The organism is Pseudomonas sp. Y5-11 (assembly GCF_022368695.1).
Taxonomy (GTDB): domain Bacteria; phylum Pseudomonadota; class Gammaproteobacteria; order Pseudomonadales; family Pseudomonadaceae; genus Aquipseudomonas; species Aquipseudomonas parakoreensis.
On the sequence record NZ_CP058974.1, the window covers coordinates 5610519 to 5634249 of the forward strand.

Here is a 23731-nt window from a genome sequence, read left to right on the forward strand (position 1 = left end):
GCGAGGGGATTTATCCCCGATGGACTGCGCAGCAGGCCCTTCTTTTCTGGATAAAAAGAAGGGCCGCTACGCGCCCCATCGGGGATAAATCCCCTCGCCACAGGTTTTACATTCGCCACAGGTTGTGGTTATCCCGCGCATACCCGGCGGGTCACAAACCGCTCGCGCACCACGTCATACCCCCAGTGATACATATAGGTGTACGGCAGGAAAAACAGCAGCACGCCGATGTCCAGCAAGAACGCCTGCCACAGGCTGACCGACAGCCACCAGGCAATCAGCGGCACGCCCATCATGATCAACCCGCCCTCAAACAGCAGCGCATGGATCACCCGCGTCCAGGCGTTGTGCCCCAGGCTCAGGCGCTTGAGCGCCCGGTCGAAGAGTCCGTTGAACAGCACGTTCCACGCCAGCGCCAGCACGGCGATCAGCACGGTCACCGCGCCCATGTCGAGCAACGGTTTTTGCATGATCCACGCCAGCAACGGTGTGCAGATCAGGATCGCCAGACACTCGAAACCGATGGCCTGGAAGATACGTTCAGTGATGGATTTGTTGGCAGTCATGGCCTGACTCCTTGAGTGAAGAGGGTTGCCATGATCCGCCCTCAAACCGATACTTCATAACCAATAACCATCGACCAAGGCGATAGTTCATGGCTTCGCAGGAAGTGCTATTGGCGTTTGTGCAAGCGGCCACTCAGGGTTCGTTCTCGGCGGCGGCGCGCAAACTGGGGCGCAGTCAGTCGACCATAAGCGCCGCTGTGGCCAGCCTGGAGATCGATCTGGATCTGATGCTGTTCGACCGCAGCAGCCGCAAACCGACCCTGACCCCGGCCGGCCATGTGATGCTGCAACGGGCCGAGGCGATTCTGGCGGCCAACCATCGTATGGCAATGAGCGCCCGGCAACTGGCCCAAGGTGTCGAGCCGAAGCTGACCGTGGCGATTTCCGACACCTATCAATCGGCACGCTTCGAAGCGGCGCTGGTCGACTTCGAGCAGCGTTACCCGGACCTGGAACTGGAATGCCTGATCGCCGAGTGCGACGACCTGATCGAACTGGTCCAGCGTGGCCGCGCGCACCTGGCATTTGCCGAAATGCGCGACAACTACCCGCCGGACCTGGTGACCTCGACCGTGGCCGAGCACACCGACATCGCACTGTTCGTCAAACGTGATCATGTGCTGAGCGGCATCCAAGGTGTCGATCAGCAGGTGCTGGAGCAGCATCGCGAGTTGCGCCTGGCGACCATCGTCAATCCCTACGACAGCCGGGCCAAAGGCCGGGTGTGGTCGGCGCCGAGTTACCTGATGCTGATGGAGATGGCGGAAATGGGCTTCGGCTGGGCGGCGTTGCCACGCTGGCTGGTGGGGCGTTTCGGCAATGGCTCGCTGGTGGAGCTGACGGTGCGTGGCTGGCCACGGCCGGTGTATGTCGATGCGTTGTGGTCGCGGGTCTATCCGCCGGGGCCGGCGGGGAGCTGGTTGCTGAGCAAGATGCTGGAATAGCGGCGCCGCCAATCGCTGGCAAGCCAGCTCCCACAAGTACCGAGGTGTTCATTAACTTTGTGCACGCCGCACAAATACTGAGGTGTTCATTAACTTTGTGTACGGCGCAGACACTGTGGGAGCTGGCTTGCCAGCGATGAGGCCGGCACTGCCAATGAATTCCCCGGATCAATCCAGTTCGCTCAGCCGCCCCTCGATAAACCGCCGCTCCGGCTCTTGCCGGGTCAGTTCCAGTGCTCGCCGATACGCCGCCCGCGCCTGCTCTACCCGGCCCAACTGCCGACAAAATTCCGCCCGCGCCGAATGCGCGAGGTGGTAATCCTGCAATTCGCCGCGATCCAGAATCCCTTCGATCAGCGTCAACCCGGCCACCGCCCCATCACGCTTGGCCACCGCCACGGCGCGGTTCAATTCGATCACCGGCGACGGCACTGCGCGCAACAGCACGTCGTAGAGGCCAACGATCTGCTGCCAATCCGTTTGCGCCGCTGACGGCGCTTCGGCATGCACCGCAGCAATCGCCGCTTGCAGGCAATACGGACCGAATCGTCGCGTACTCAGCGCGCGTTCGATCAGCCTGCAACCCTCGGCAATCAGCCCGGCATCCCAGCGCGAACGGTCCTGGTCGTCCAGCAGAATCAGTTCCCCGCTCGGCGAGCTGCGCGCAGACCGTCGCGACTCGTGCAGCAGCATCAATGCCAACAACCCCATGACCTCCGGCTCCGGCAGCAATTCCATCAGCAACCGCCCGAGCCGGATCGCCTCGCGGGTCAGATCCTCGCGGGTCAATTCAGCGCCCATCGACGCCGAATAGCCTTCGTTGAACACCAGATAAATCACCCGCAACACACTGTCGAGGCGCTCGGGCAACTCGTTCAGGCTCGGCACTTGATAAGGGATTCTGGCGTCGCGAATCTTCGCCTTCGCGCGCACGATGCGCTGAGCAATCGCCGCCGGAGCCGAAAGAAACGCGCGGGCGATTTCCTCGGTGGTCAGGTCGCAGACTTCACGCAAGGTCAGCGGCACTTGCGCATCCGCCGCCAAGGCCGGGTGACAGCAGGTGAAGATCAGCCGCAGGCGGTCGTCTTCCACGTCTTCGCCACTCCAGTCGGCCTGTTCCAGCTCTTCGAGCTGCGCGAGCAACAGCGGCTGCGAGGCCTTGAAGCGGGCGCGGCGGCGCAACACATCGATGGCCTTGAAACGCCCGGTGGACACTAGCCAGGTGCGCGGATTGTCGGGCACGCCGTCGCGCTGCCAGCGCTCGACCGCGACGAAGAACGCCTCGTGCAAGGCTTCTTCGGCGAGGTCGAAATCGCCGAGCAGGCGAATCAGGGTTGCCAGAATCCGCCGCGAGTCTTCGCGATAGACCTGCTCGACCCGCGCCCGGACTTCAGACATTCAACTGCCGCACCGGACGCACTTCGACGCTGCCGACCCGGGCCGCCGGAATGTGGCCGGCGACCTGAATCGCTTCGTTCAGATCCTTGGCATCGATCAGGTAAAACCCGGCCAGTTGCTCCTTGGTTTCAGCGAACGGGCCATCGGTAATCGACAGCTTGCCGTTGCGCATGCGCACCGTGGTCGCAGTCTGCACCGACTCCAGCGCTTCGGCGGCAACCATCCGCCCGCTGCCCTGAATCGACTCGGCATAGGCCCAGCACTCGGCGTCTTCCGGGCTGTCGGGCGAGGTGTGCAGCAGGCGCTCATCGCTGTAGACCAGGCATAGATACTTCATGGTTTTCTCCTGAATCGAACGGATCAACTATGGCTGAAGATCAGGGTTGCACATCGAACAGCGTGCTGCCGCTCATCGGATCGAACGGCGCCGACCAGTGCTCGTGGACAATCTTCCACGTCCCGTTCACTGGTCGATAACACGCGGTAGCGCGCATCCAGCAGCTCTGGGTTTCGCCCTTGTCGTTGGTGCCGCCGCAGTTGGCGACCCAATGGGCGAACGCGAGGTTGTCGGCGGTCTCGATGGCGATCTCGTGAAACTCGAAAACGTGCGGGCCGGGGCACATTTCCATGCAGGCTTCCCAGTGCGCGCGATAGGCTGCCTTGCCCTTGAATTGCAGGGCCTTGATCGCATCGAACGAGACGATGTCGTCAGCGTACAACGCCATGACTTTGTCGACGTTCTTGGTCATCACCGCTTCGCGATAAGTGTTGATCAGGGCCTGGATTTCAGTGTGTGCGCTCATGGTGTTCTCCGTGGTTTTTGTAGTGAAGACACCCTTAGTCGTTCGGCCATCGGGCAGATCGACAGACGAAACAAAAAAATTCCGCCGAAGACAAAATCGCTAGAATCCGAGGCTCACCTTTGTAGGAAAAAGGAAATTCCCGTGCCAGCCCAACTCGTGCCGTACGACAGCCTGAACGCCTTGCAGCGTCAGCAGGTCGAGGCGATTGAAATCCATCCCGAACAGATCAAGTTTTCCGGCGACATTCACGGTGCGTTGCACACGCTGCTGTCCAAACCTGGTCCCGGCGTGAAAGGCTTTGCCCTGCTGGCCGATCAGGTGCCGGTGGCGTTCCTGCTGCTCAAGCGCCCGCCGGTGTTGCCGGCCTGGGCCGATGAACACAGCGCCACCCTGCACGCCTTGCAGGTCGATCACCGCGCGCAAGGCAAGGGGTATGGCAAGGCCTGCCTGCAAGCGTTGCCCGACGTCGCACGTGAAGCATGGCCGGAGATCAAAGGGCTGGAATTGTCGGTGGATGCCGATAACGACGCAGCGATCGCGCTGTACGCCAAACACGGTTTCGTCGACAGCGGCGAAGCGTACAAGGGCCGGATCGGTTACGAGCGGCGCATGGGGCTGTTTTTCTAAATCATCGAGGGATGCACGATGATCGATTCAATCGAAGCACTGGAAGCTATTTACGGCCTGCCCCACGAGCGCGCGGTGCGCAAGCAGATCGGTTTTCTCAACGAGGATTATCAGGCGATGGTGCGGGTCTCGCCGCTGGTGATCGTCAGCTCGGTGGGCGCCGACGGCCTCGACAATTCGCCACGCGGCGATGCGCCGGGATTTGTCCGGATCATTGACCAAAACACCCTGGCGCTGCCGGATCGCCCGGGCAACAACCGCATCGATACCTTGCGCAATGTGCTGCAGGATCCACGGGTGTCGCTGCTGTTCATCATTCCGGGGATCGGCGAAACCTTGCGGGTCAACGGCACCGCGACCATCAGCGCCGATCCTGAGCTGCTGGATAGCTTTGCGGTGAACGGCAAACCGGCGAAAACGGTGTTGCTGGTGACGGTAGAGGCGGCGTTTTTCCATTGTTCGAAAGCGTTTGTGCGTTCAGATGCATGGAACCCCGAGACTCACCTGCCGCGCTCGGCGCTGCCCTCTACGGGCGCTTTCCACAAGCGTCTGAATGATGGGCAGTTTGATGCCGAGACGTACGATCGCGAAGCGCCGAAGCGGGTAATCGACACCCTCTACTGATCCACCACCGACCCCTTTGTAGGAGCTGCCGCAGGCTGCGATCTTTTGATCTTGATCTTCTCAACAGCAAGATCAAAAGATCGCAGCCTGCGGCAGCTCCTACAGGTTTTGATTGGTGATGACTTAGAGCGTGAGGATCATCTCGTGCCACGCCATCCCGCCATGGTCGGACTCCGACGGCTTGATGTAGTCAAAGCCGAACCCGGCATACAGCGCAATATGCTTCTCCTTGCACATCAGATGAATCGTCGCCTTGTCCATACCGCGCATGCGCTCGATGAATTCGGCCATCAATCGCTTGGCCAGGCCCTGCCCCTGATAGTCCGGGTGTACCACCACCGACATGATCACCACGTTCGGCCCTTTCGGGTCGTGGCCGATCAGTTCCTTGAACGCCTCGTCGGACATCTGCACGTCAAACGCCGCGCCCGAATTGATGAACCCGGCGACCACGCCCTCCACTTCGGCGACGATAAAACCCTCCGGCCAGGTGGCGATGCGCGTGGCGATCTTTTCGCGCGTGGCGGCTTCATCGCCTTCGTAGGCAACGGTTTCGATGGCGTAGCAGCGGTCCAGGTCGGCGGCGGTGACGTTGCGGATGACGGTGTTCATGGCAGCTCGAAAATCAGCGGAGAAAAGTGCGCAAAGCATAAAGGAATAAGGTGTGCATATCGATCCGCGCGGGGGGCGTAAAGCCTGCGTATAAGCGCTTTTCTTCGCGCCGGTGACAGGCTATTCCTGCGGTGTGTCTCTGATCATCCTTGGGGGTAACCGCTTATGAGCAGCGTTGAAATCGGCCTGTTGATGGTGTTGGGCATCAGTACGTTCGGCTTTATCACCTTGGGCATCGACCTGTTGCGGGCGCGACGGCTGGGCAAGGGCAAGCGCGGTTGAACAACATGAGGCGGATCAGTGATCCGCCTCATCGTTATGGTTCAGGCTTTGGTATCGACCGGCACGCAGATTTCCAGTTTGCCGGTGTGCAATCGCGGATTGAAATCGGCGCTGTAGCGTTCCAGCTCCGGGGCGTTGAGCTCGACATAGTGGGAAGTCGGTAGCCAGGTTTTGTAGATGTATTGCAGAGTCTGAGGTAACTGATCGAGCGGTCCCTTGTGCTCGAACACGGCGTACTGACGAGGCAGCACTTCGACCCACTGATAGATCTTCTGGTCGAGGTCGTCGAGCTTGCTGATTTCCACCCCGGCGATGTAATCGAAGCCACCCTGGCCGTCGAAATTGCTGCAGACGCCGTAGGTCACTTCGTTTTTTTGTCCCTGTATCTTTCCCAGGTGCGGCAAGAACTTTTCCCACAGCGCGGGGATGTCCTTGGCGGTGTCCTGGGTAAATCGCCCACGAAATCCTGCGATCAGCAGGAAGTGTCCATGTTCGAAGCGAGGTTCAGCCACTTCGACGCGTTTTTGCTCATCCATGACTCGACTCCTGGAACAAAAGAAGGGGTTCGGCTGCTGAGTATAGAAGCCAAACCCGATTCGCAATGTCACAAGGCGTGCAACTGGTCGGCAGCCCCTGAGCCAACGAACTCGTTATAACCGGATACGATCACGTACACCGCGAAATAGCAGAAGATCGCTGCCGATGCCATGTAGGAGTAGCGCAACAGCTTGTCGCCGAGCAACTTGCCGCCGTGACTCGCGGCGAAGCACAGCCCGGCCGACCACAGCAGCCCGGCGCACAGGAAGCCGCCGAGGAACAGCACCGAACTTACAGGGCCACCGCCACCGGAACGGGCGATCAGGGTGCCGCCCACCGCGGCGAACCAGAGAATCGCGCTCGGTGAAGACATGGCGAGGAAAATCCCGCGAAAGAACTCCTTGCGATGCGAGTTCTGCCCCACCTCCGCCGTCGCCGCCAGCTGCGTTTCGTGATGAATCGCCGAATAGATCATCTTCGCCGCAAAGTAGACCAGCAGCGCCGACCCGCCGATCCACAGCACCCAGCGCACGCTTTCGTACTGCAGCAGCACGGTCATGCCTGCCAGCGCCAGCACCGCGTAGATCAGGTCGCCGACGCAGGTGCCGAGGCCCAGCGCGAAGCCCTGAAAGTAACCGCGCTGCATCGCCAGGGTGATCATTGCGATGTTGGCTACGCCGATGTCCAGGCACAGCGAAAGGCTCAGCAAGAAGCCGCTGGTGAATTCCATCTACCGATTTCCTTGGGAAAAATTTGTTTACATGCAGGCTGGACAGTCTGCCATCACAGCCCTTATCTTCCGCCACAGGTCACCGCAGTGACCAGCGTCGCTCGGACGGTTCCGGGCGCTTACGTTATCCGAGGCAACAATGGCTGAACAAGGTTCGCCGCGCCGCTTTGCGCGCATAGATCGACTCCCCCCTTACGTTTTCAACATCACCGCCGAGCTGAAGATGGCCGCGCGGCGCCGTGGTGAAGACATCATCGACTTGAGCATGGGCAACCCCGACGGCGCCACGCCGCCGCACATCGTCGAAAAACTGGTGCAGGTTGCCCAACGTGAAGACACCCACGGTTACTCCACGTCCAAGGGCATTCCACGTCTGCGCCGGGCGATCTCCAACTGGTACAAGGAACGCTACGCGGTCGATATCGACCCGGAAAGCGAAGCCATCGTCACCATCGGTTCCAAGGAAGGCCTGGCGCATTTGATGCTGGCGACCCTGGATCAGGGCGACACGGTACTGGTGCCGAACCCGAGCTACCCGATTCACATCTACGGCGCGGTGATTGCCGGCGCTCAGGTGCGTTCGGTGCCGCTGGTGCCCGGCGTGGACTTCTTCGCCGAGCTGGAACGGGCCATTCGCGGTTCGATCCCGAAGCCGAAGATGATGATCCTCGGTTTCCCGTCCAACCCCACCGCGCAGTGCGTGGAGCTGGATTTCTTCGAACGGGTAATCGCCCTCGCCAAACAATACGACGTACTGGTGGTGCACGACCTGGCCTACGCCGACATCGTCTATGACGGCTGGAAAGCCCCGTCGATCATGCAGGTGCCCGGCGCCAAGGACATCGCGGTGGAGTTTTTCACCCTGTCCAAAAGCTACAACATGGCCGGCTGGCGTATCGGTTTCATGGTCGGCAACCCGGAACTGGTCAACGCCCTGGCGCGGATCAAGAGCTACCACGACTACGGCACTTTCACTCCGCTGCAAGTGGCGGCGATTGCTGCGCTGGAAGGCGATCAGCAATGTGTGCGTGACATCGCCGAACAGTATCGCCAGCGCCGTAACGTGCTGGTCAAAGGCCTGCACGAGCTGGGCTGGATGGTCGAGAATCCGAAGGCGTCGATGTATGTCTGGGCGAAGATTCCCGAGGCTTATGCGCATCTGGGCTCGCTGGAGTTTGCCAAGAAACTGCTGGCCGAAGCGAAGGTCTGCGTCTCGCCGGGGGTGGGTTTTGGTGAGTATGGCGATGACCATGTGCGCTTTGCGCTGATCGAAAACCAGGACCGGATTCGTCAGGCAGTGCGCGGGATTCGCGGGATGTTCCGGGCGGATGGGTTAGCACCGAAAGCCGTCTGACGACACGTCACACTGTGGGAGCGGGCTTGCCCGCGAATGCGGCGGTTCAGACAACATTGATGTCGACTGACACGACGCCTTCGCGGGCAAGCCCGCTCCCACAGGGGTAATGTATTGAGCCTGATACCGTCGCCCACAAAAAAACCGCATCGCTGCGGTTTTTTGTGTCTTGCGTTCGAGGTTAAACGAACAGCGACAGCAACAGAATGAAGCCCAGGCCCACCACCGACAGAATGGTTTCCATCGCCGTCCAGGTCTTGAACGTCTCGGCCACGGTCATGTTGAAGTACTGCTTGACCAGCCAGAAACCGGCGTCGTTCACATGGGACAGGATCAACGACCCGGCACCGGTGGCCAGCACCAGCAGTTCACGGTTGACGCCCGGAATCATCCCCACCACCGGCACCACGATGCCCGCGCCCGTGATGGTCGCCACGGTGGCCGAACCGGTGGCGATACGAATCACCGCCGCCACCAGCCATGCCAGCAGGATCGGCGAGATCTGCGCGCTGACCGCCATGTGGCCGATCACGTCGCCCACGCCGCTGGTCACCAGCATCTGCTTGAAGCCACCACCGGCACCGATGATCAGAATGATCGCGGCGGTCGGCGCCAGGCTTGCGTCCAGCCACTTGAGCATCTGCTGCGAACCGATGCCCTGCTTGTGACCGAAGGTGTACAGCGACAGCAGCAAGGCCAGCAGCAGTGCCGAGATCGGGTGGCCGATCATGTCCATCCAGGTGCGGAAGAAATGACCGTCCGGCAGCGCCACGTCAGCGAAGGTTTTCAGCAGCATCAGGAACACCGGCAGCAGCACAGTCACCAGGGTGATGCTGAAGCTCGGCAGGTTCTGCGAATCGGTTTCGCGGGCCAGTTGATCGACCAGTTCCTGATTCGGCGTGCCGGGAATGTGCTTGGCGATGAACGTACCGAAGATCGGGCCGGCGATGATGGCGGTCGGCAGCGCCACGATCAGACCGTAGAGGATGGTCTTGCCGATGTCGGCACCAAACACGCCGATTGCCAGCAGCGGGCCCGGGTGCGGCGGCACCAGACCGTGTACCGCAGACAGACCGGCGAGCAGCGGAATACCGATCTTGATGATCGACACCCCGGTGCGTCGGGCAACGATGAACACCAGCGGAATCAGCAGCACGAAGCCGATTTCGAAGAACAGCGGAATACCGACCAGGAACGCGGCGAACATCATTGCCCACTGCACTTTGTCCTTGCCAAACGCGCGGATCAGGGTCTGCGCGATCTGATCGGCGCCACCGGATTCGGCCATCATTTTGCCGAGCATGGTGCCCAGCGCAAGGATGATGCCGACGAAACCGAGCACGCCACCGAAGCCGTCCTGGAACGCCTTGATGATGGTGCCGATCGGCATGCCGGACGTCAGGCCGAGGAACGCGGCCGCGATGGTCAGGGCGATGAAGGGGTGAATCTTGAATTTGGTGATCAGGATAATCAGACCGATTACCGTGACCACTGCATCGAGCAGCAGGTAGGCGTCGTGGGACATGCCAAACATTGGGGGTGTCTCCTGGCTTGTTGTTGTTATTAAAGCGGGTTAAACAGAATTCGTGAGGACAGCGCTAACTCTTTCAACACACTCATACCGCCTGTTTCAGACCATGAGCCTGCCACCAGACGTGCGCCTGGGCCGCCAGCTCTTCAACGCTGTGGATCGAAGCATTCAGCGCCAGGGTCAACGGCTCGCCGACCGGCGATTCGAGGGTGGCAAACTGGCTTTCGATCAACGTTGCCGGCATGAAATGGCCCGGGCGATGGGACACGCGGTCAGCAGCCACTTCTGGGGTCAGCTCAAGGAACACGAAGCCCAGGCCCGGCAAGGCACTGCGCAGCACTTCGCGATAACTGTGTTTAAGCGCCGAGCAGGTCAGCACCGGACGCTCGCCGAGTGCATCGACACGACGCAACTCAACGCACAGGCTGTCGAGCCAGCCGGCACGGTCGTCGTCGTTCAGGGGGATCCCCGCGCTCATCTTTTCGATGTTGGCGGCCGGATGAAAAGTATCGCCTTCAATGGCAGTGGCGCCGCTCAATTGGCACAGGGCCTGGCTGACGCACGTCTTGCCGCAACCGGCAACGCCCATGATGACCAGGGCGGTGATGGGATGACTCATATAACACCTCAGCGCGCAGACAGCGCTACCTTTGCTAGCTATGACTCTAGTGCACAGGCAGAAGTTGCCGACGCCTTCTTGTCGTTTTTTTGGGTTGCAGCAGGTTGTCGCCCAACGCCAAAAAGCGAGGATCAGGCAGGACCTCGCTTACGCATTTGCAGCTGCATCAGGACAGCGCTACCTTAGTGCCTTGATTTTTGTTTGGCAAGCCGCCCGATGACCACCCCTAAAAACGATAAAAACACTCGCACCACCGGCCGTCCCACCCTTAATGAAGTTGCCCGTCTGGCCGGCGTCAGTCCGATTACCGCCTCCCGCGCCCTGCGCGGTGTCAGCACCGTGGCCACCGAACTGGTGGAAAAAGTGCAGAAAGCCGCGCTCGAACTCAACTACGTGGTCAACCCTGCCGCCCGCGCCCTGGCCTCGGCGCAGAGCCATTCGGTGGTGGTGCTGGTGCCGTCGCTGTCCAACCTGCTGTTCATCGACACGCTGGAAGCCATTCATCGGGTGTTGACGCCCAAGGGCTTCGAAGTGCTGATCGGCAACTTCCACTATTCACGCGATGAAGAAGAAAACCTGTTGCGCAATTACATGGCTTATCAGCCGCGTGGTTTGCTGTTGACCGGATTTGATCGCACAGAAAGTTCGCGGCGGATGATCGAAGCCAGCAACATTCCCTGCGTGTACATGATGGAACTGGACAGCGCGGCCGGCGTGAACTGCGTGGGTTTCTCGCAGCTCAGCGCCGGCGAAACCGCGGCCGAGCATTTGCTCTCGCGCGGTCGCAAGCGTCTGGCCTATATCGGCGCACAGCTCGATCAACGCACCTTGTTGCGCGGCGAGGGTTTTCGCAAAGCCCTGCAGAAGGCCGGGCGCTATGACCCGGACCTGGAAGTACTGACCCCGCGCTCCTCGTCGGTGGGATTAGGCGGAGAGCTGTTCCTGCAACTGCTGGCGGCGCATCCGGACGTCGATGCGATCTTCTTTGGTAACGACGACCTGGCGCAGGGCGCCCTGCTCGAAGCGCTGCGCAACGGGATCAAGATCCCCGAGCAAGTGGCGATCCTCGGCTTCAACGACTTGCCGATGTCCGAGCACATGGTGCCGCGCCTGAGCAGCATCAACACCCCGCGCGAGGCGATTGGCCGGCGCGCGGCGGAGCAGATGTTGACGTTGATGGCCGGCAACAGCGTGGCGCGGCCGGTGGAAGACATGGGTTTTGAGCTGAAGATTCGCGAGAGTACCTGACCTTTGAAATCCTGTCGGAAGCAATCCCTGTGGGAGCTGGCTTGCCAGCGATGGCGTCAGGCCAGTCGATACAGTGTTGACTGATACACCGCAATCGCTGGCAAGCCAGCTCCCACAGTTTTTGGGTACACCCACCCTGCGCATGTATCAGTGGCTGAGCAGTTCGACGAGGACCGATGCGCCCTTCTGCAGTGGCTGGCTCTTGAGCCACACCGCATGCACCGGCAGCACCAGGCCATTCTCGATATTGCGGAAATTCAGGCGTTGCAAGCGCCCGCTGTCCAGCCACGGCTGCACCACCGACAACGGAAAATTGCCCCAGCCCAGTCCCGCCTCAACCATCTCCAGCGCCGCCTCCAGCGTATCGGTGCGCCAGTGCGATTCGGCCACCAGCGGCCGGGTTTCGCTGATCGGCAAATCACGACTGGCGACGAAAATCTGCCGCACATGCACCAGGTCTTCAAGGAACAGATCCTGCCCCTGCAACAATGGACTGTCCGCCGCCAGCGTGGCGATCATCCGTTCGCTGCCGACAAACTGAAAACGCTCCAGCACGTTCATGCTCAACCCGGCGAACGCCAGACAGACGCTGACGCGGCCACGGTGCAGCATCGCCAGCACATCGTCCTGCGGCGCGGTCAGCACTTCGATGTCGAGCAGCGGATGACGTTCGGCAATCACCTTGATCGCGGCGAGCAAGCGCCGGCGATCGATGTCGGCGACCACACCAATCGACAGCTTGCTCTCCAGCCCCAACGACAACTCCACCGCATGCACTTGCAGCTGCTTGAGCTGCTCGGCAATTAACCGCGCATGGGGCACCAGTGACAGCGCCATCGCCGTCGGTTGCGGTTCGCGATGGCTGCGGTCGAACAAGGCATAGCCAAGCTCCGCCTCAAGATTGCCGATGCCCATGCTGACCGCCGAAGGCACCCTGCCCAAAGCGCGGGCGGCGGCGGAGAACGAGCCACGATCAATCACCGCAAGAAACAGCTCGATGCTGTCGCTGTTGAAATTCAAAACACCACCTATCACCAAAACTGAAAGCTACTGACTTTTTCTGTCACCACTATTGAAGCTATCTTTCGCCGCCTCCGCCAGCCCCGCTGGCCAACACATTGCAAGAAAGAGGCAAATCCCCATGCAAGGCGTCAAACGCAAACTGGTCTATGTGTCGCTTTACGAAGTGATCGGCATGACCTTCTCCGCCCTCGGCCTGGCGCTGTTGTCAGGCACTTCACCGGGCAGCACCGGCCCGCTGGCGGTGATCATCACCACCATCGCCGTGACCTGGAATTTCATCTACACCACACTGTTCGAGCATTGGGAAAGCCGCCAGAAATCACGCACCCGCACGGTCAAGCGGCGCATCGCCCACGCCGTGGGTTTTCAGCTGACACTGATCGTGTTCCTGATCCCGCTGATCGCCTGGTGGATGAACATCAGTCTGGTGCAGGCGTTCCTGCTGGATCTGGCGTTGATCATCTTCATCCCGTGCTACACGTTCACCTTCAACTGGCTGTTCGATCGCATTTTCGGCCTGCCGGCCTCAGCGCTGCCCGACTCGGCCGCCGCGGCATAAATCGTTAATTCGTAAGCAGTTATTGCGAAAAATCAGCGGTATCTGCGGGAAAACCGCCGATATTCACAATCCACTCACTCCGATAGCAGGCTAAGCTTTTCCATCAATAAAAAATGGACCAGCCCCATGACTGCTCACGCCCCCGCCGCCGCGCAAAGCGACGGCATCGATCCGATACGCGCCGCCGAGATTTCCGCTCGCATCGACCGCCTGCCCGCTGTTGCCACGATCTGGCGACTGGTGGCGCTGCTGTCGATTGGCGGTTTCTTCGAACTCTACGATTTGTTCCAGACCGCCTACATCAGTCCGGGGCTGATCCGTGACGGGATCTTCGCCACCGGCAATCAGGGCGTGTTCGGCTTCTCCGATCAGGCGGCGTTCGCTTCGGCGACCTTCCTCGGCCTGTTCCTCGGCGCGAGTTTGCTCAGTCCGTTGGCCGATCGTTTCGGCCGCCGCGCGATCTTCACCTTTGCGCTGGTCTGGTACACGGTGGCCACGGTGCTGATGGGCATTCAAAGCTCGGCGCTGGGCATCATCTGCATGCGTTTTCTGGTGGGGATTGGCCTCGGTATCGAGCTGGTGACCATCGACGCCTACCTCTCGGAACTGGTGCCCAAGCGCATGCGCAGTTCGGCGTTTGCCTTCGCCTTTTTCGTGCAGTTTCTCTCGGTGCCGGCGGTGGCGTTGATGTCGTGGTGGCTGGTGCCGCAGGCGCCGTTCGGTGTGTCGGGCTGGCGTTGGGTGGTGCTGGCGAGCGCGGTGTTTGCGCTGTTCATCTGGTGGCTGCGCAAGCGTCTGCCGGAGTCGCCGCGGTGGCTGGCGCAGCATGGACGATTCGATGAAGCCAATCGGATTCTCGACGCCATCGAAGCCCGCTGCGAGAAGGATCATCGCCAACCGCTGAATGCGCCTGAAGCCGTTCCGGTGGATGTCGAGGGCAAGGGCCGTTTCGCCGATATCTGGCAACCACCATATCGGCGTCGGGCGCTGATGTTGATCGTGTTTCACGTGTTCCAGGCGATCGGTTTCTTCGGATTTGGTAACTGGCTGCCGGCGCTGCTGTCCGGCCAGGGCGTCAGCGTCACCCACAGCCTGATGTACGCGTTCATCATCACCCTGGCCTACCCGCTCGGGCCATTGCTGTTCGTGAAGTTCGCCAACCGTTTCGAGAACAAATGGCAGATCGTCGGCTCGGCCCTCGGCGCCATGACTTTCGGCACCCTGTTCGCGTTGCAGACCAGCGCCTTCGGCCTGATCTTCTGCGGGGTGATGATCACCTTCTGCAACGCCTGGCTGAGTTTCAGTTATCACTCGTACCAGAGCGAACTGTTCCCCACCAACATCCGCGCCCGGGCGGTGGGTTTCTGCTATTCGTTCAGTCGCTTGTCGACGGTGTTCAGCAGCCTGTTGATCGGATTGTTCCTCGACCACTTCGGCACGCCCGGCGTACTGGCGTTCATCGTCAGCAGCATGCTGATCGTGATGCTGACCATCGGCGGGTTCGGCCCGCGCACGCGCAATCTGGCACTGGAAAACATTGCCCATCGTTGAGGGCCGCACGGTCATCCTCTGCCGCCCGGCGGCAAGGGATGACCGCCTGGTTGCGCACGCACCAACAGTAAAGCCTTGAAATAGCAGGATGTTCTGCAAAGGCACGCTAATTGCTCAGCTATGCCCGTCAGCAATTATCCAAAGGTCTCCATCATGATGTTGGTCAGTGCCAAACAACAGCAGCTCATCCACCTGCCCAAGCGGTTGGCGGATGACGCGACCACGACCGCCGCTGCCGGTCTGCAAAGCGGCCTGCACGGCGCCATGTTGCAATCGCTGCAGAACCAGACTCAGTCGCAAGCCACCGATGCAACCTCCAGGGTCCAGGATTCGGCCACGCAGATCGCCACCCAGCAAGTGGCTGCCGCCACGCGCATCAGCGATAACGTCGACGAAGCCTTCGCCAAGACCCGTGTCGGCCTGCAAACCACCGACGCCACGACTGCCGGCAGCACCACCGGCACCTCGGCCACCGACGCGTTCAAGGACTACATGAGCAAGTCGCCGGAACAGCGTCTGCGCGACAGTATCCTTCAGAGCATGGGCATCACCGAAGACGACATCAAAGCCATGCCGCCGGAGAAACAACTGGCCATCGGCAAAGAGATCGCCGAGCGTCTGCAGGACAAGATGAAGCTGGCACAAGCGGAAAAAGACAACGCCAATGACGTCAAGGACAGCGACAAACTGGCGGACAAGTTTCTCGCAGCGCTTTAGTTTCATGCAAAACGGAACGGGGTCCATTGCGACCCTGTTCTCTCGTACGCTCCCCCCTTATTGCTACCACTCATCAGAAAAGCCTGAGACCTGTAAGAACTGACAGTGGTGCTCTTTCGACCCGCGCTTGTTAAATGGAACGGTGATCACATTCGTGCTCACGTACCTGGATCAGGAGATCATCATGGAAGCCAACGCATTCACCGGCACTTGCGAGTGCAATTCCACCTATAACGGAAATCCGGTTGGAGAGAACTTTAGTACAGAGAAGGTTGTTTTTGATCGCAGACTTTTCAAAGCGGACATGGGCGCTCAATTTGTTCAGATCATCTACCCCGCAGAGCTTGATCCCGGTACCCACGATCTGGTTTTCGTCTCAGAGGGAGTTCCTCAGCTGCAATATCACAATGGAAAAAAACTGCTCACACTCACTGGAACCGGGAAAGTCACCATCGGGCCGAATCTGGATACCCAAGTCGGAACGATTGACGCTAATTACTTTGATGATATAGGGCGGTTGATCGCGTTCAAGGGCGAATTCACTGCCAAGTACGAATTGAAATAACAGGAGCCAATAATAAAACAAGGGCAGTCGCTACTGCCCTTGGATGCCAGGACAATGTCCATCGCTATTTCAGAGCATCAGTTCAACTGCAACGTCGCATTGAACTGCCCGATCGCATCCACTACATGCCGTGACCCCTGCTGAATCTCCAGGATCACCTCCCCCGCCTCGTTCGCCAGTTCCACACCCAGCCCGGTGCGGCTCAGGCTCGACTGCATGCTCGACACCGCGCTCAGCGACAGGTCATGGTTTTTGCGCACCACTTCGACAATCTCCAGCGTCGCCTGACTGGTGCGCGCCGCGAGACTGCGCACCTCGTCCGCGACCACGGCAAACCCGCGCCCGTGCTCACCGGCCCGGGCCGCTTCGATGGCGGCGTTGAGCGCCAGCAGATTGGTCTGGTCGGCGATCCCGCGAATGGTCTGGACGATGGTGCCGATGATGTCCGACTGCTTGTTCACCGCATCGATGCTCCGCGCCGCTTCGTTGAGGTCGCGGGAAATGTCCTGGATGATCTGCACCGTCTGCTGCACGACCTGTGAGCCTTTTTGTGCGCAGGCATCGTTCTGTACCGAGGTGCTGTGGGCCGATTCTGCGGCGTTTTGCAGCGTGGTCATCTGCTGGGTGATGTCACTGGCAAACTTCACCACCTTGTACAAGCGGCCCTTGGTGTCGAACAATGGGTTGTACGAGGCTTCGAGATAAACCATCTGTCCGGACTTGTTCTTGCGCTCGAAACGGTGCGAGTGATATTCGCCGCGATTGAGCGACGCCCAGAACGCTTTGTACTGCGCCGATTCGGATTCGGAACGATGACAGAACAGGCTGTGGTGATGGCCGACGATTTCCGGCAGCGTGTATTGCATGGTGCGCAGAAAGTTGTCGTTGGCGGTAATCACATTGCCTTCCGGGGTGAACTCGATCACTGCCATCGAACGGCTGATTGCCGCCAGCATGCTTTCTTCTTCGTGCTCTTTGTTGACCCGGGCGGTGATGTCGGCGGCAACTTTTATGACGCTTTTGACCTGTTTGTCCGGGCCATACACCGGCATGTAACTGGCTTCAAGCCAGATCTCCCTGCCGGACTTGTTCAAGCGCAGAAACGTGCCGCTGATCGGCTCGCCCCGGGCCAGGTCGCGCCACAATCTGGCGTATTCCTCGCTGCGATAAAACGCTTCTTCGCAAAACACCCGGTGATGTTTGCCGCGCACTTCCTCGGCGCTGTACCCCATGGTCTTGCAGAAGTTTTCGTTGGCATCCAGAACAATGCCTTCGGGGGTAAATTCGATCATCGCCATCGAGCGGCTGATCGCTTCGAGCTTGGCATTGGCTTCGGTCAAGGCGCAGCTGAAACGCTCGATTTCCTGCAGGTCAGCCTTGTGATGTAGGTTGAACATGGTTGTATCACCTTCCGCGCGGTCTTTTGATTTGATGAAAGTTCAGGTCTTTCAGAATCCACCACTACGTTCCACAGAACAGGCACACGCATTCCTCCACAGGAGGAAGTTGTCAGGTGATAAATGATGTTTAATCCGAGCGTGCATGCCGCGACGCTCTCATCAAGACATCCTTCTCTTGATAGCCCGCGAGCGGGCCAGCCCTAACGTGCAGAAGAACTTCCATGTACAACTGGCTCCTTGTTGGTTCAGTGTCCGGTGCCTTTGATTGCGCACTCTGGCAGCGTTGAAATCACGGCTAACCGATGACGGTCGACATAGTTAGTTACAGCTAGCATAGCCAGCGCCCTGCCACGCGCAAGGCCACTAGTCGGCCAGTATCTGGCACTTTTTGCACAAGAAACGGTTCAGCGAACGGAGGCAAGCGAAGTCTCCGCCAGCAAATCCAGCAGCGCCTGCACCGCTGCCGACGCCGTCTGCCCTGCAGGCAACACCAGCGAAAACACCCGCTCGACAGGTGGTTGCAGAGCAATCACGCGCAAGCCCTGACGGTCGACCGGCAAGGTCATTTCCGGCACCAGCGTCACGCCGAGGTTTTCCCGCACCAGCGTAAAGGCGCTGCTCCACTCGCGTACCTCGACCCGCACATCCTGCAACTGCAAACAGGCTTCGGCGGCAAGGCTGCGGGCGTTGGTCGAGCAACCGCCGGTGGCCAGCACAAAGGGCAGCGCGGTCAGTTCTTGCAGGGTGACGCCCTGCTCGGTTCCTCGCAGCGCCAGCGGATGGCCCGTCGGCATGACCGCCACCCATTCATCACGGCCCAATGGCCCGGCATTGCGCTCGGGGGCCGGGTTGAGCACCACACCGACATCCACCAGACCGGCCGCAAGCAAGGTTTCCACTTCGTCATCGCTGACCTCCAGCGCCACCACTTCGATCCCGGGGTACAGGCGATTGAACTGGCGCAGCAGCGGCGGCAGAAAACTCGCCAGGACCATGGGAAAACTTGCCAGGCGAATCGTCCCGCGCAGCATCGGGCGCACGCTGTCGACGGTCTGGCGAATGGTTTGCAACGCGCCGAGCATTACGCGCGCCTGCTCAATCACCGGCAGCCCAATGGCGGTGGGCAAGGTTTGCCGGCTTTCGCGACTGAACAGTTGCACGCCGAGGGTTTGTTCCATCAGCGCCAGGGCCTGGCTCGCGCCGGACTGCGTTATGCCGACCCGCTCGGCCGCGCGGGTGATGTTGCCGTGATCGGCAACAGCGACCACCAGCCGCCAATGCATCAGGTTCATCATGGCAGTAGCTGTCCTTATGGCTGCTTTCTGAAAGATTAATTTTACCGAGGGTGCGGCGCACTATGACACTGGCGCCAAATCCTCACCAGAGAGCTGCCGATGAAGCTGTATTACGCCCCGCAAGCCTGTTCGCTGGCGCCGCACATTGTGTTGCGCGAACTGAAGCTGCGCCGTGTTGGTCACGGTGCTGGAGCAGCAGGAGTATCTGCTGCCGAGCGGCTTCAGCGTGGCGGATGCATTGTTGTTTGTGGTGCTGCGTTGGGCCGGGTTGTTCGGAATCGAACTGGCACAGTGGCCGGCGCTGGCGCGGTTTCAGGCGCGGATTGAGCAGCGGCCGACCGTGATGGCGGCGTTGGCGGCGGAAGCGGTGTAAGTCTGCAGATCATTCGCGAGCAAGCTCGCTCCCACACTGGATTCGGACAAGCCATGGACCCAGTGTGGGAGCGAGCTTGCTCGCGAAGGCGGTAGCTCAAACGCCACCGATCAAACAGTTGAAACTCAAAGTCCCGCCGTCACCTTGCTCGCCACCTCCCCCGGTACCCACGCCTGCCACACCTGCGGCTGATCACGCAAAAACGCTTCGGCGACCTGCCGCGGTGGCTGGCGCTTTTCGCTCATTCCGGCCAGCGTCTGGTTCAGCAGATCAATTGGCAAATCGACTTTCTCGAAGAACGCCACCAGTTCCGGGTATTGCGCCTTGAACGGCGCCGACACGCCAATCGCCAGGCTGGCCGGCATCGAGCGGGTGCCCTTGGGATTCGGGTTGTTGGCATCGGCCAGGGTTTTCCAGGCCTCGGCATCGAACGGCGGCTCTTCGAGTTTTACCAGTTTGAAGCGACCGAGCAGCGGCGTCGGCGACCAGTAATAGAACAGCACCGGTTTGCCGCGTTTGATCGATGATGCCACCTCGGCATCCAGCGCCGCGCCGGAGCCGGTGCGGAAGTTGACGTAGCTGTCGGTCAGCGCATAGGCCTTGAGCTTCTGGCTGTTGACGATCTCCGAGGTCCAGCCGGTCGGGCTGTTGAGAAAGCGTCCACGGCGCGGGTCTTCCGGGTCGCGGAACACGTCCTTGTAGCGCGGCAGGTCAGCCACCGATTTCAGCTCCGGGGCCAACGCTTTGATACCGCGCTCGGGGTCGCCCTTGATCACGTATTCCGGCACCCACCAGCCCTCGGTTGCGCCCTTGACCGTGTCCCCAAGGCCGAACACCTTGCCTTCATTGGCAGCCTTGACCCACGCCGGACTGCGCCCGGCCCATTCCTCGCCGATCACTTGAATGTCGTTTTTTGCCAGCGCCGCCTCCAGGCTGACGGTGCTCCCCGGCAGCGTATCGGTCGGGTAGCCGTAGCCTTTCTCGACGATCAGGCGTAGCACTTCGGTGATGAAACTGCCGCTTTCCCAGGTGATGTCACCGAAGTGGATCGGCGCGGATTTCTCCGCCGCCGAAACAGCGCCGACGCTCAGGCTCAGCGCCAGCAACGAACGGCCGAGCAGGGTTTTGATCGATCTCATGCGGACCTCTTGTTTGTCAGGATTGGGTTGGCGCTGTGGCGGTCGCACAGGGCCTGGGAACGGCTCATGTAAGCGCTGACCGAACGCTGGGAAATGCCCAGTTCGGCGGCGATTTGCGGGTAAGTCAGGCCATCGATCCGTGCCAGCAAAAAGGTCGAACGGACTTTGCCGGGCAGGCGTTGCAGGCTGCGGTCGAGGCGCTTGAGGGTCTGGCTCAGGTGTGCGAGGTCTTCAGGCGAAGTGGCGACCTCGACCTCGATCTGCTGCGCATGCCGGCGCTCCAGGTCCGCGCGGCGCCAACGCTGATAAAGCAGGCGCTGGGCAATCGTGGTGAGCATGGCGCGGGGTTCACGAATCGCCGTGACACTGGGCGCCTGAAGCAATTGCGCGAAGGTTTCGGCAGCGATGTCTTCCGCGTTTTCGGCGGCGTGCAGCTGCCGGCGCAAGTACGTGCATAGCCAGCGATAGTGGGCGCGGAACAACACGTCGAGATGATTGTGGTGAACGGTATCGGCGCCGGACATAAGGGCTCCTGGGCAAGGGGTCGCTGGATGTCCGGTGATCCGGTGGCGCGATCCTAGCAAGGCGCCTTATGCATTAATAATATTTATATTTCATTTTTATATTCCTTTTGGAGATATAAAAGCAAAAGAGCGCAGCCTTCGGCAGCGCCTGCATTTGAAATGCGTTCAACCTGTAGGAGCTGCCGAAGGCTGCGATCTTTAGCGCAAGCGGCCATAGCCCAACTCTTCAGCCTCACGCTGATAGTCGAGCACAACCTGATAATCGCTTTCACTGGCTGCCAGAACCTCAGGCAATCCAAGGACCTGCGCCACATCCGGCAACTCAAGCAGCGTCTGATTCATCACCTCGCGCAAGTGCTCGATCTGTCTATCCGTAGTCGATACGGCGGTGATAAACGGCAACGTCGGACTGAACGCACTGCGCGCCACCACCCGCAATCCGTTGACCTCCTCGGGTGCGTATTGCGCAAGGCAGGCATAGGTCACGCTGTCGATGGCCGCCATATCGGCGCGTTCTTCACGCAGCCAGCGCAGACTCTCGCGGTGCGCGCCACTGATGCCGACCTTGGCGAAGAACTGCCCGTCAAGGTGTAGCGGCGCCAGGCGCTGGCGCAACAGATTCATGCCACTGTTGGAGTCTTCGCTGTTGATCACCCCGCGACTGCCACGAAAATCCGCCAGGGTTTTGCGCGCATCGTCTGCACGGCTGAGAATCAGGCTGCAGTGATTGCCGGCGCTGGCGTCGGGCAATTCGTAGCGCGGGCGACCGACGATGCGCACCTGATCGCGCAGCAAGGTCATCAACGGGTAGCCGCAGGTTTGCGTCAGTAGCAGATCGGGCGACAACCACAGTTCGGGCAGCGACAGGCTGGCGGCGTTCAGGCGGGAGTGGCCGAGGTGTTTGAGGATGCGTGAAATCCAGCGCTCGTTGGCCGCACGAATGGGCTCGGGGGCGGTGTACATCAGCAGTTCAACGTGATGTTGGGTCATACACATTATTTCCCTGCAAATACTTACCTGTGGTGGTCCTGGGGTCAGTGAAAGGGATGCTCGGGACTGTCGATCGGCTTGAACCCGTGGCGCCACCACAACTGCCCATAACCCTGCACCAGAAATCCGCCGCTACGCGCGACCCATTGCTCGCGGCGCATACGGTAAGCCTGGGGCAAGTCGTACCACGCCAGCCCCGGCAGGTCGTGATGCACCAGATGAAAATTCAGATTCAGAAACAGCCAGCGCCATGGCCAGCCGGCCTCGTTGAGCACGGTGCGTTGCTCCGGCTGTGCGTGCGGGCGGTGTTCATAGTAGGAGCGGATCATCGCAATCGACAGCGCCGGTACGCTGATCAGCAACAGGTAATGCCAGACCGGCAACACGCTGAAGCGCGCGACAAACCGCAGCATCAACACGGTGAACGCACCGTGGGTCAGCCACATTTGCCAGGCTTGCCGCTCGCGGTTTTTCAGGCGTTGCAGTTCTTCCGCGGCCAGTGCCAGCAAGGCCAGCGGCGCGCCAATCGCGAACCGCCCGAGCACGGTTTTGTTCAGCCAGTGCAGGCCGCGTTCGAACAAGGAACTGCCCTGCCAACGCACCGCCGTCAGATAACGGCTTTCCGGATCGACACCGGGCACTGTGAGGTGTTCATCGCGGTGATGCAACAGATGGCTGTCGCGGTACAAGGTGTACGGGTACCACACCGCAAAGGGTGCATAACCGAGGATTTTATTGAAAAGCACCGAGCGGGTCGGATGCCCATGCAGCAACTCATGCTGTACTGACAGCCACAGCACCAGCAGCGGAATCAGCAGCAATGTGCTCAGGCCGCGCCCCAGCCATGCGCTGTTGAGGATGATCGCGAACCAGCCGCCATACACGCCGATCAGCAGCAGCCATGTCGGCCATTCGGTGCGGGCGGTGAAGCGCTGGCGCAGGGTTTCGATTTGCTGGCGATGGTCGGCGTCGAAGTAATTCGGCATGGCGAGGCTCGGAACGGGAATCTTCCCCTTCTGTGCAACGATGCCGGGCAATCTTGCAGATTATTTTTGCGCTGAGGCGGGAGCCCGGAGGACGGACTCCCGAGGGACGTGATCAATGACCGAAAATATCGACCTTCTTGGCTTTTTTCTCTGCACGCTTTTCAATCGCCGTCTTGGCCGGTTTCTTCTTCGCAGCTTTCTTTGAATCCATACCTTTGGACATGATGCGTACTCCATTCACAGGGATGTAGGCTCAGGTATACACCTATCGCGCGTCGCGCGTTCTTTTATAATCGGCGCTTTGCCCGCCGTCAGTCCGATCCCATGTCCGATACCCAGTACAGCCTGCTCGACGAGCCTTTGTGGCCGTTGATGAACAAGTTTTACCGCCGCCACCAATCGTCGATGAAAGCAGTGCGCGACGCGCAACTGTGGGTGGCCCGTCGCGAGGACATCGTCGCCGCGTTGTGCTTGCGGCCGGTGGCGGGCGGGTATTGGTTGACCGGGCTGTTTGTCGATCCGGATTGCCGTGCGCAAGGGATTGCCGGGCAGTTGATCGCGGCGGCGGTGAAGGATGTGCAGGAACCGGTATGGCTGTTCTGCCATCCGGATTTGCGCGGGTTTTACGAGCGGCGTGGCTTCAGCTTCGATCCTGCCCTGCCCTATGCATTGGCCGAACGGTTGAGCCGGTATGCGCGGAGCAAGCCGATGATTGCGATGGGGCTTGTTTGAAG

General features: G+C 60.2%; 26 protein-coding genes and 1 pseudogene. 11 read left to right on the forward strand and 16 right to left on the reverse strand.

Features of this window, described 5'->3' with window-relative positions:
- Positions 1-128: 128 nt before the first annotated feature.
- Positions 129-566 (reverse strand): multidrug/biocide efflux PACE transporter, encoded by a 438-nt coding sequence (locus tag HXW87_RS25250; RefSeq protein WP_239777937.1) that lies wholly within the window; start codon positions 564-566, stop codon positions 129-131.
- A gap of 89 nt (positions 567-655) precedes the next feature.
- Between HXW87_RS25250 and HXW87_RS25255 the strand changes: the two genes are divergently transcribed.
- On the forward strand, positions 656-1510 hold the full coding sequence (locus HXW87_RS25255) for a LysR family transcriptional regulator (protein WP_239777938.1): 855 nt from the start codon (positions 656-658) through the stop codon (positions 1508-1510).
- A gap of 168 nt (positions 1511-1678) precedes the next feature.
- Here the strand turns inward: HXW87_RS25255 and HXW87_RS25260 are convergent, their stop codons facing one another.
- Genes HXW87_RS25260 through HXW87_RS25270 form a run of 3 tightly spaced genes read right to left on the reverse strand, consistent with a single transcriptional unit; the run spans position 1679 to position 3711 of the window.
- Positions 1679-2908: an RNA polymerase sigma factor gene (locus HXW87_RS25260; protein WP_182402123.1), complete on the reverse strand. Its 1230-nt coding sequence runs from the start codon at positions 2906-2908 to the stop codon at positions 1679-1681.
- Positions 2901-3245, reverse strand: a complete 345-nt coding sequence (locus HXW87_RS25265) for a YciI family protein (protein ID WP_003227360.1) — start codon at positions 3243-3245, stop codon at positions 2901-2903. The genes HXW87_RS25260 and HXW87_RS25265 overlap by 8 nt, the downstream gene beginning before the upstream one ends.
- Positions 3246-3285: 40 nt before the next feature.
- Entirely contained in the window at positions 3286-3711 is a 426-nt protein-coding gene (locus HXW87_RS25270; RefSeq protein WP_239777939.1) for a nuclear transport factor 2 family protein, read from the reverse strand.
- Between the two features lie 141 nt (positions 3712-3852).
- On the opposite strand from HXW87_RS25270, the gene HXW87_RS25275 reads away from it, so the two are divergent.
- Positions 3853-4338, forward strand: a complete 486-nt coding sequence (locus HXW87_RS25275; protein WP_047295915.1) for a GNAT family N-acetyltransferase — start codon at positions 3853-3855, stop codon at positions 4336-4338.
- A gap of 18 nt (positions 4339-4356) precedes the next feature.
- Positions 4357-4962 (forward strand): pyridoxamine 5'-phosphate oxidase family protein, encoded by a 606-nt coding sequence (locus tag HXW87_RS25280; RefSeq protein ID WP_239777940.1) that lies wholly within the window; start codon positions 4357-4359, stop codon positions 4960-4962.
- A gap of 123 nt (positions 4963-5085) precedes the next feature.
- Here the strand turns inward: HXW87_RS25280 and HXW87_RS25285 are convergent, their stop codons facing one another.
- The 3 genes from HXW87_RS25285 to HXW87_RS25295 form a co-directional block, all read right to left on the reverse strand.
- Positions 5086-5574 (reverse strand): N-acetyltransferase, encoded by a 489-nt coding sequence (locus HXW87_RS25285; protein ID WP_239777941.1) that lies wholly within the window; start codon positions 5572-5574, stop codon positions 5086-5088.
- Positions 5575-5897: 323 nt separating this feature from the next.
- On the reverse strand, positions 5898-6392 hold the full coding sequence (locus HXW87_RS25290) for a GyrI-like domain-containing protein (protein ID WP_239777942.1): 495 nt from the start codon (positions 6390-6392) through the stop codon (positions 5898-5900).
- Between the two features lie 68 nt (positions 6393-6460).
- Positions 6461-7123 carry a LysE family transporter gene (locus HXW87_RS25295; RefSeq protein WP_239777943.1) on the reverse strand — a complete coding sequence of 221 codons (663 nt, stop codon included), beginning with the start codon at positions 7121-7123 and terminating at the stop codon, positions 6461-6463.
- Between the two features lie 139 nt (positions 7124-7262).
- Here HXW87_RS25295 and alaC point away from each other — a divergent pair, with 139 nt between their 5' ends.
- A complete protein-coding gene (alaC, locus tag HXW87_RS25300) occupies positions 7263-8477 on the forward strand; it encodes an alanine transaminase (protein WP_003227374.1) in 1215 nt (404 codons plus the stop codon).
- Between the two features lie 181 nt (positions 8478-8658).
- Here alaC and HXW87_RS25305 read toward each other — a convergent pair whose 3' ends face one another.
- The gene (locus HXW87_RS25305) at positions 8659-10011 is read right to left on the reverse strand and encodes a GntP family permease (RefSeq protein WP_047295923.1); all 1353 of its coding nucleotides are present in this window, start codon (positions 10009-10011) and stop codon (positions 8659-8661) included.
- A gap of 82 nt (positions 10012-10093) precedes the next feature.
- Positions 10094-10627 (reverse strand): gluconokinase, encoded by a 534-nt coding sequence (locus tag HXW87_RS25310; protein WP_007969352.1) that lies wholly within the window; start codon positions 10625-10627, stop codon positions 10094-10096.
- A 216-nt stretch (positions 10628-10843) separates the two neighbouring features.
- Here HXW87_RS25310 and HXW87_RS25315 point away from each other — a divergent pair, with 216 nt between their 5' ends.
- The gene (locus tag HXW87_RS25315) at positions 10844-11875 is read left to right on the forward strand and encodes a LacI family DNA-binding transcriptional regulator (RefSeq protein WP_047295927.1); all 1032 of its coding nucleotides are present in this window, start codon (positions 10844-10846) and stop codon (positions 11873-11875) included.
- A gap of 147 nt (positions 11876-12022) precedes the next feature.
- Here HXW87_RS25315 and HXW87_RS25320 read toward each other — a convergent pair whose 3' ends face one another.
- Positions 12023-12895: a LysR family transcriptional regulator gene (locus HXW87_RS25320; RefSeq protein WP_239777944.1), complete on the reverse strand. Its 873-nt coding sequence runs from the start codon at positions 12893-12895 to the stop codon at positions 12023-12025.
- Between the two features lie 121 nt (positions 12896-13016).
- Here HXW87_RS25320 and HXW87_RS25325 point away from each other — a divergent pair, with 121 nt between their 5' ends.
- From HXW87_RS25325 to HXW87_RS25340, 4 genes are all read left to right on the forward strand, one after another.
- A complete protein-coding gene (locus HXW87_RS25325) occupies positions 13017-13457 on the forward strand; it encodes a PACE efflux transporter (RefSeq protein ID WP_182402131.1) in 441 nt (146 codons plus the stop codon).
- Between the two features lie 126 nt (positions 13458-13583).
- The gene (locus tag HXW87_RS25330; RefSeq protein ID WP_239777945.1) at positions 13584-15008 is read left to right on the forward strand and encodes an MFS transporter; all 1425 of its coding nucleotides are present in this window, start codon (positions 13584-13586) and stop codon (positions 15006-15008) included.
- Positions 15009-15164: 156 nt separating this feature from the next.
- Entirely contained in the window at positions 15165-15725 is a 561-nt protein-coding gene (locus HXW87_RS25335) for a hypothetical protein (RefSeq protein WP_121187810.1), read from the forward strand.
- A 184-nt stretch (positions 15726-15909) separates the two neighbouring features.
- Positions 15910-16290, forward strand: a complete 381-nt coding sequence (locus tag HXW87_RS25340) for a hypothetical protein (protein WP_131671178.1) — start codon at positions 15910-15912, stop codon at positions 16288-16290.
- 77 nt (positions 16291-16367) lie between these two features.
- Here the strand turns inward: HXW87_RS25340 and HXW87_RS29525 are convergent, their stop codons facing one another.
- Positions 16368-17687 (reverse strand): PAS domain-containing methyl-accepting chemotaxis protein, encoded by a 1320-nt coding sequence (locus HXW87_RS29525; protein WP_095668502.1) that lies wholly within the window; start codon positions 17685-17687, stop codon positions 16368-16370.
- 407 nt (positions 17688-18094) lie between these two features.
- Entirely contained in the window at positions 18095-18985 is an 891-nt protein-coding gene (locus HXW87_RS25355) for a LysR substrate-binding domain-containing protein (protein WP_239777946.1), read from the reverse strand.
- 169 nt (positions 18986-19154) lie between these two features.
- Here HXW87_RS25355 and HXW87_RS25360 point away from each other — a divergent pair.
- Positions 19155-19358 (forward strand): annotated as a pseudogene (locus tag HXW87_RS25360) (glutathione binding-like protein); the annotation flags it as partial.
- A 125-nt stretch (positions 19359-19483) separates the two neighbouring features.
- On the opposite strand, the gene HXW87_RS25365 reads toward HXW87_RS25360, so the two are convergent.
- The 4 genes from HXW87_RS25365 to HXW87_RS25380 all read right to left on the reverse strand — a co-directional run bounded on the left by HXW87_RS25365 (position 19484) and on the right by HXW87_RS25380 (position 22997).
- Positions 19484-20497, reverse strand: coding sequence for an ABC transporter substrate-binding protein (locus tag HXW87_RS25365; RefSeq protein WP_047295945.1), 1014 nt, complete (start codon positions 20495-20497; stop codon positions 19484-19486).
- Complete coding sequence (locus HXW87_RS25370) at positions 20494-21021, reverse strand: sigma-70 family RNA polymerase sigma factor (RefSeq protein ID WP_239777947.1); 528 nt, start codon at positions 21019-21021, stop codon at positions 20494-20496. The genes HXW87_RS25365 and HXW87_RS25370 overlap by 4 nt, the downstream gene beginning before the upstream one ends.
- Before the next feature lie 198 nt (positions 21022-21219).
- A complete protein-coding gene (locus tag HXW87_RS25375; RefSeq protein WP_239777948.1) occupies positions 21220-22011 on the reverse strand; it encodes a PhnD/SsuA/transferrin family substrate-binding protein in 792 nt (263 codons plus the stop codon).
- A gap of 44 nt (positions 22012-22055) precedes the next feature.
- Positions 22056-22997 (reverse strand): fatty acid desaturase, encoded by a 942-nt coding sequence (locus HXW87_RS25380; RefSeq protein WP_239777949.1) that lies wholly within the window; start codon positions 22995-22997, stop codon positions 22056-22058.
- A gap of 324 nt (positions 22998-23321) precedes the next feature.
- Between HXW87_RS25380 and HXW87_RS25385 the strand changes: the two genes are divergently transcribed.
- Entirely contained in the window at positions 23322-23729 is a 408-nt protein-coding gene (locus HXW87_RS25385) for a GNAT family N-acetyltransferase (RefSeq protein WP_095668495.1), read from the forward strand.
- Positions 23730-23731: the final 2 nt, after the last annotated feature.

What these genes read in the sequence shown, in the direction of transcription:
- HXW87_RS25250 (WP_239777937.1), bottom strand. Translation starts at nt 566, where the DNA reads ATGACTGCCAACAAATCCATCACTGAACGTATCTTCCAGGCCATCGGT.
- HXW87_RS25255 (WP_239777938.1), top strand. Translation starts at nt 656, where the DNA reads ATGGCTTCGCAGGAAGTGCTATTGGCGTTTGTGCAAGCGGCCACTCAG.
- HXW87_RS25260 (WP_182402123.1), bottom strand. Translation starts at nt 2,908, where the DNA reads ATGTCTGAAGTCCGGGCGCGGGTCGAGCAGGTCTATCGCGAAGACTCG.
- HXW87_RS25265 (WP_003227360.1), bottom strand. Translation starts at nt 3,245, where the DNA reads ATGAAGTATCTATGCCTGGTCTACAGCGATGAGCGCCTGCTGCACACC.
- HXW87_RS25270 (WP_239777939.1), bottom strand. Translation starts at nt 3,711, where the DNA reads ATGAGCGCACACACTGAAATCCAGGCCCTGATCAACACTTATCGCGAA.
- HXW87_RS25280 (WP_239777940.1), top strand. Translation starts at nt 4,357, where the DNA reads ATGATCGATTCAATCGAAGCACTGGAAGCTATTTACGGCCTGCCCCAC.
- HXW87_RS25285 (WP_239777941.1), bottom strand. Translation starts at nt 5,574, where the DNA reads ATGAACACCGTCATCCGCAACGTCACCGCCGCCGACCTGGACCGCTGC.
- HXW87_RS25290 (WP_239777942.1), bottom strand. Translation starts at nt 6,392, where the DNA reads ATGGATGAGCAAAAACGCGTCGAAGTGGCTGAACCTCGCTTCGAACAT.
- HXW87_RS25295 (WP_239777943.1), bottom strand. Translation starts at nt 7,123, where the DNA reads ATGGAATTCACCAGCGGCTTCTTGCTGAGCCTTTCGCTGTGCCTGGAC.
- alaC (WP_003227374.1), top strand. Translation starts at nt 7,263, where the DNA reads ATGGCTGAACAAGGTTCGCCGCGCCGCTTTGCGCGCATAGATCGACTC.
- HXW87_RS25305 (WP_047295923.1), bottom strand. Translation starts at nt 10,011, where the DNA reads ATGTTTGGCATGTCCCACGACGCCTACCTGCTGCTCGATGCAGTGGTC.
- HXW87_RS25310 (WP_007969352.1), bottom strand. Translation starts at nt 10,627, where the DNA reads ATGAGTCATCCCATCACCGCCCTGGTCATCATGGGCGTTGCCGGTTGC.
- HXW87_RS25315 (WP_047295927.1), top strand. Translation starts at nt 10,844, where the DNA reads ATGACCACCCCTAAAAACGATAAAAACACTCGCACCACCGGCCGTCCC.
- HXW87_RS25325 (WP_182402131.1), top strand. Translation starts at nt 13,017, where the DNA reads ATGCAAGGCGTCAAACGCAAACTGGTCTATGTGTCGCTTTACGAAGTG.
- HXW87_RS25330 (WP_239777945.1), top strand. Translation starts at nt 13,584, where the DNA reads ATGACTGCTCACGCCCCCGCCGCCGCGCAAAGCGACGGCATCGATCCG.
- HXW87_RS25335 (WP_121187810.1), top strand. Translation starts at nt 15,165, where the DNA reads ATGTTGGTCAGTGCCAAACAACAGCAGCTCATCCACCTGCCCAAGCGG.
- HXW87_RS25340 (WP_131671178.1), top strand. Translation starts at nt 15,910, where the DNA reads ATGGAAGCCAACGCATTCACCGGCACTTGCGAGTGCAATTCCACCTAT.
- HXW87_RS29525 (WP_095668502.1), bottom strand. Translation starts at nt 17,687, where the DNA reads ATGTTCAACCTACATCACAAGGCTGACCTGCAGGAAATCGAGCGTTTC.
- HXW87_RS25355 (WP_239777946.1), bottom strand. Translation starts at nt 18,985, where the DNA reads ATGATGAACCTGATGCATTGGCGGCTGGTGGTCGCTGTTGCCGATCAC.
- HXW87_RS25365 (WP_047295945.1), bottom strand. Translation starts at nt 20,497, where the DNA reads ATGAGATCGATCAAAACCCTGCTCGGCCGTTCGTTGCTGGCGCTGAGC.
- HXW87_RS25370 (WP_239777947.1), bottom strand. Translation starts at nt 21,021, where the DNA reads ATGTCCGGCGCCGATACCGTTCACCACAATCATCTCGACGTGTTGTTC.
- HXW87_RS25375 (WP_239777948.1), bottom strand. Translation starts at nt 22,011, where the DNA reads ATGACCCAACATCACGTTGAACTGCTGATGTACACCGCCCCCGAGCCC.
- HXW87_RS25380 (WP_239777949.1), bottom strand. Translation starts at nt 22,997, where the DNA reads ATGCCGAATTACTTCGACGCCGACCATCGCCAGCAAATCGAAACCCTG.
- HXW87_RS25385 (WP_095668495.1), top strand. Translation starts at nt 23,322, where the DNA reads ATGTCCGATACCCAGTACAGCCTGCTCGACGAGCCTTTGTGGCCGTTG.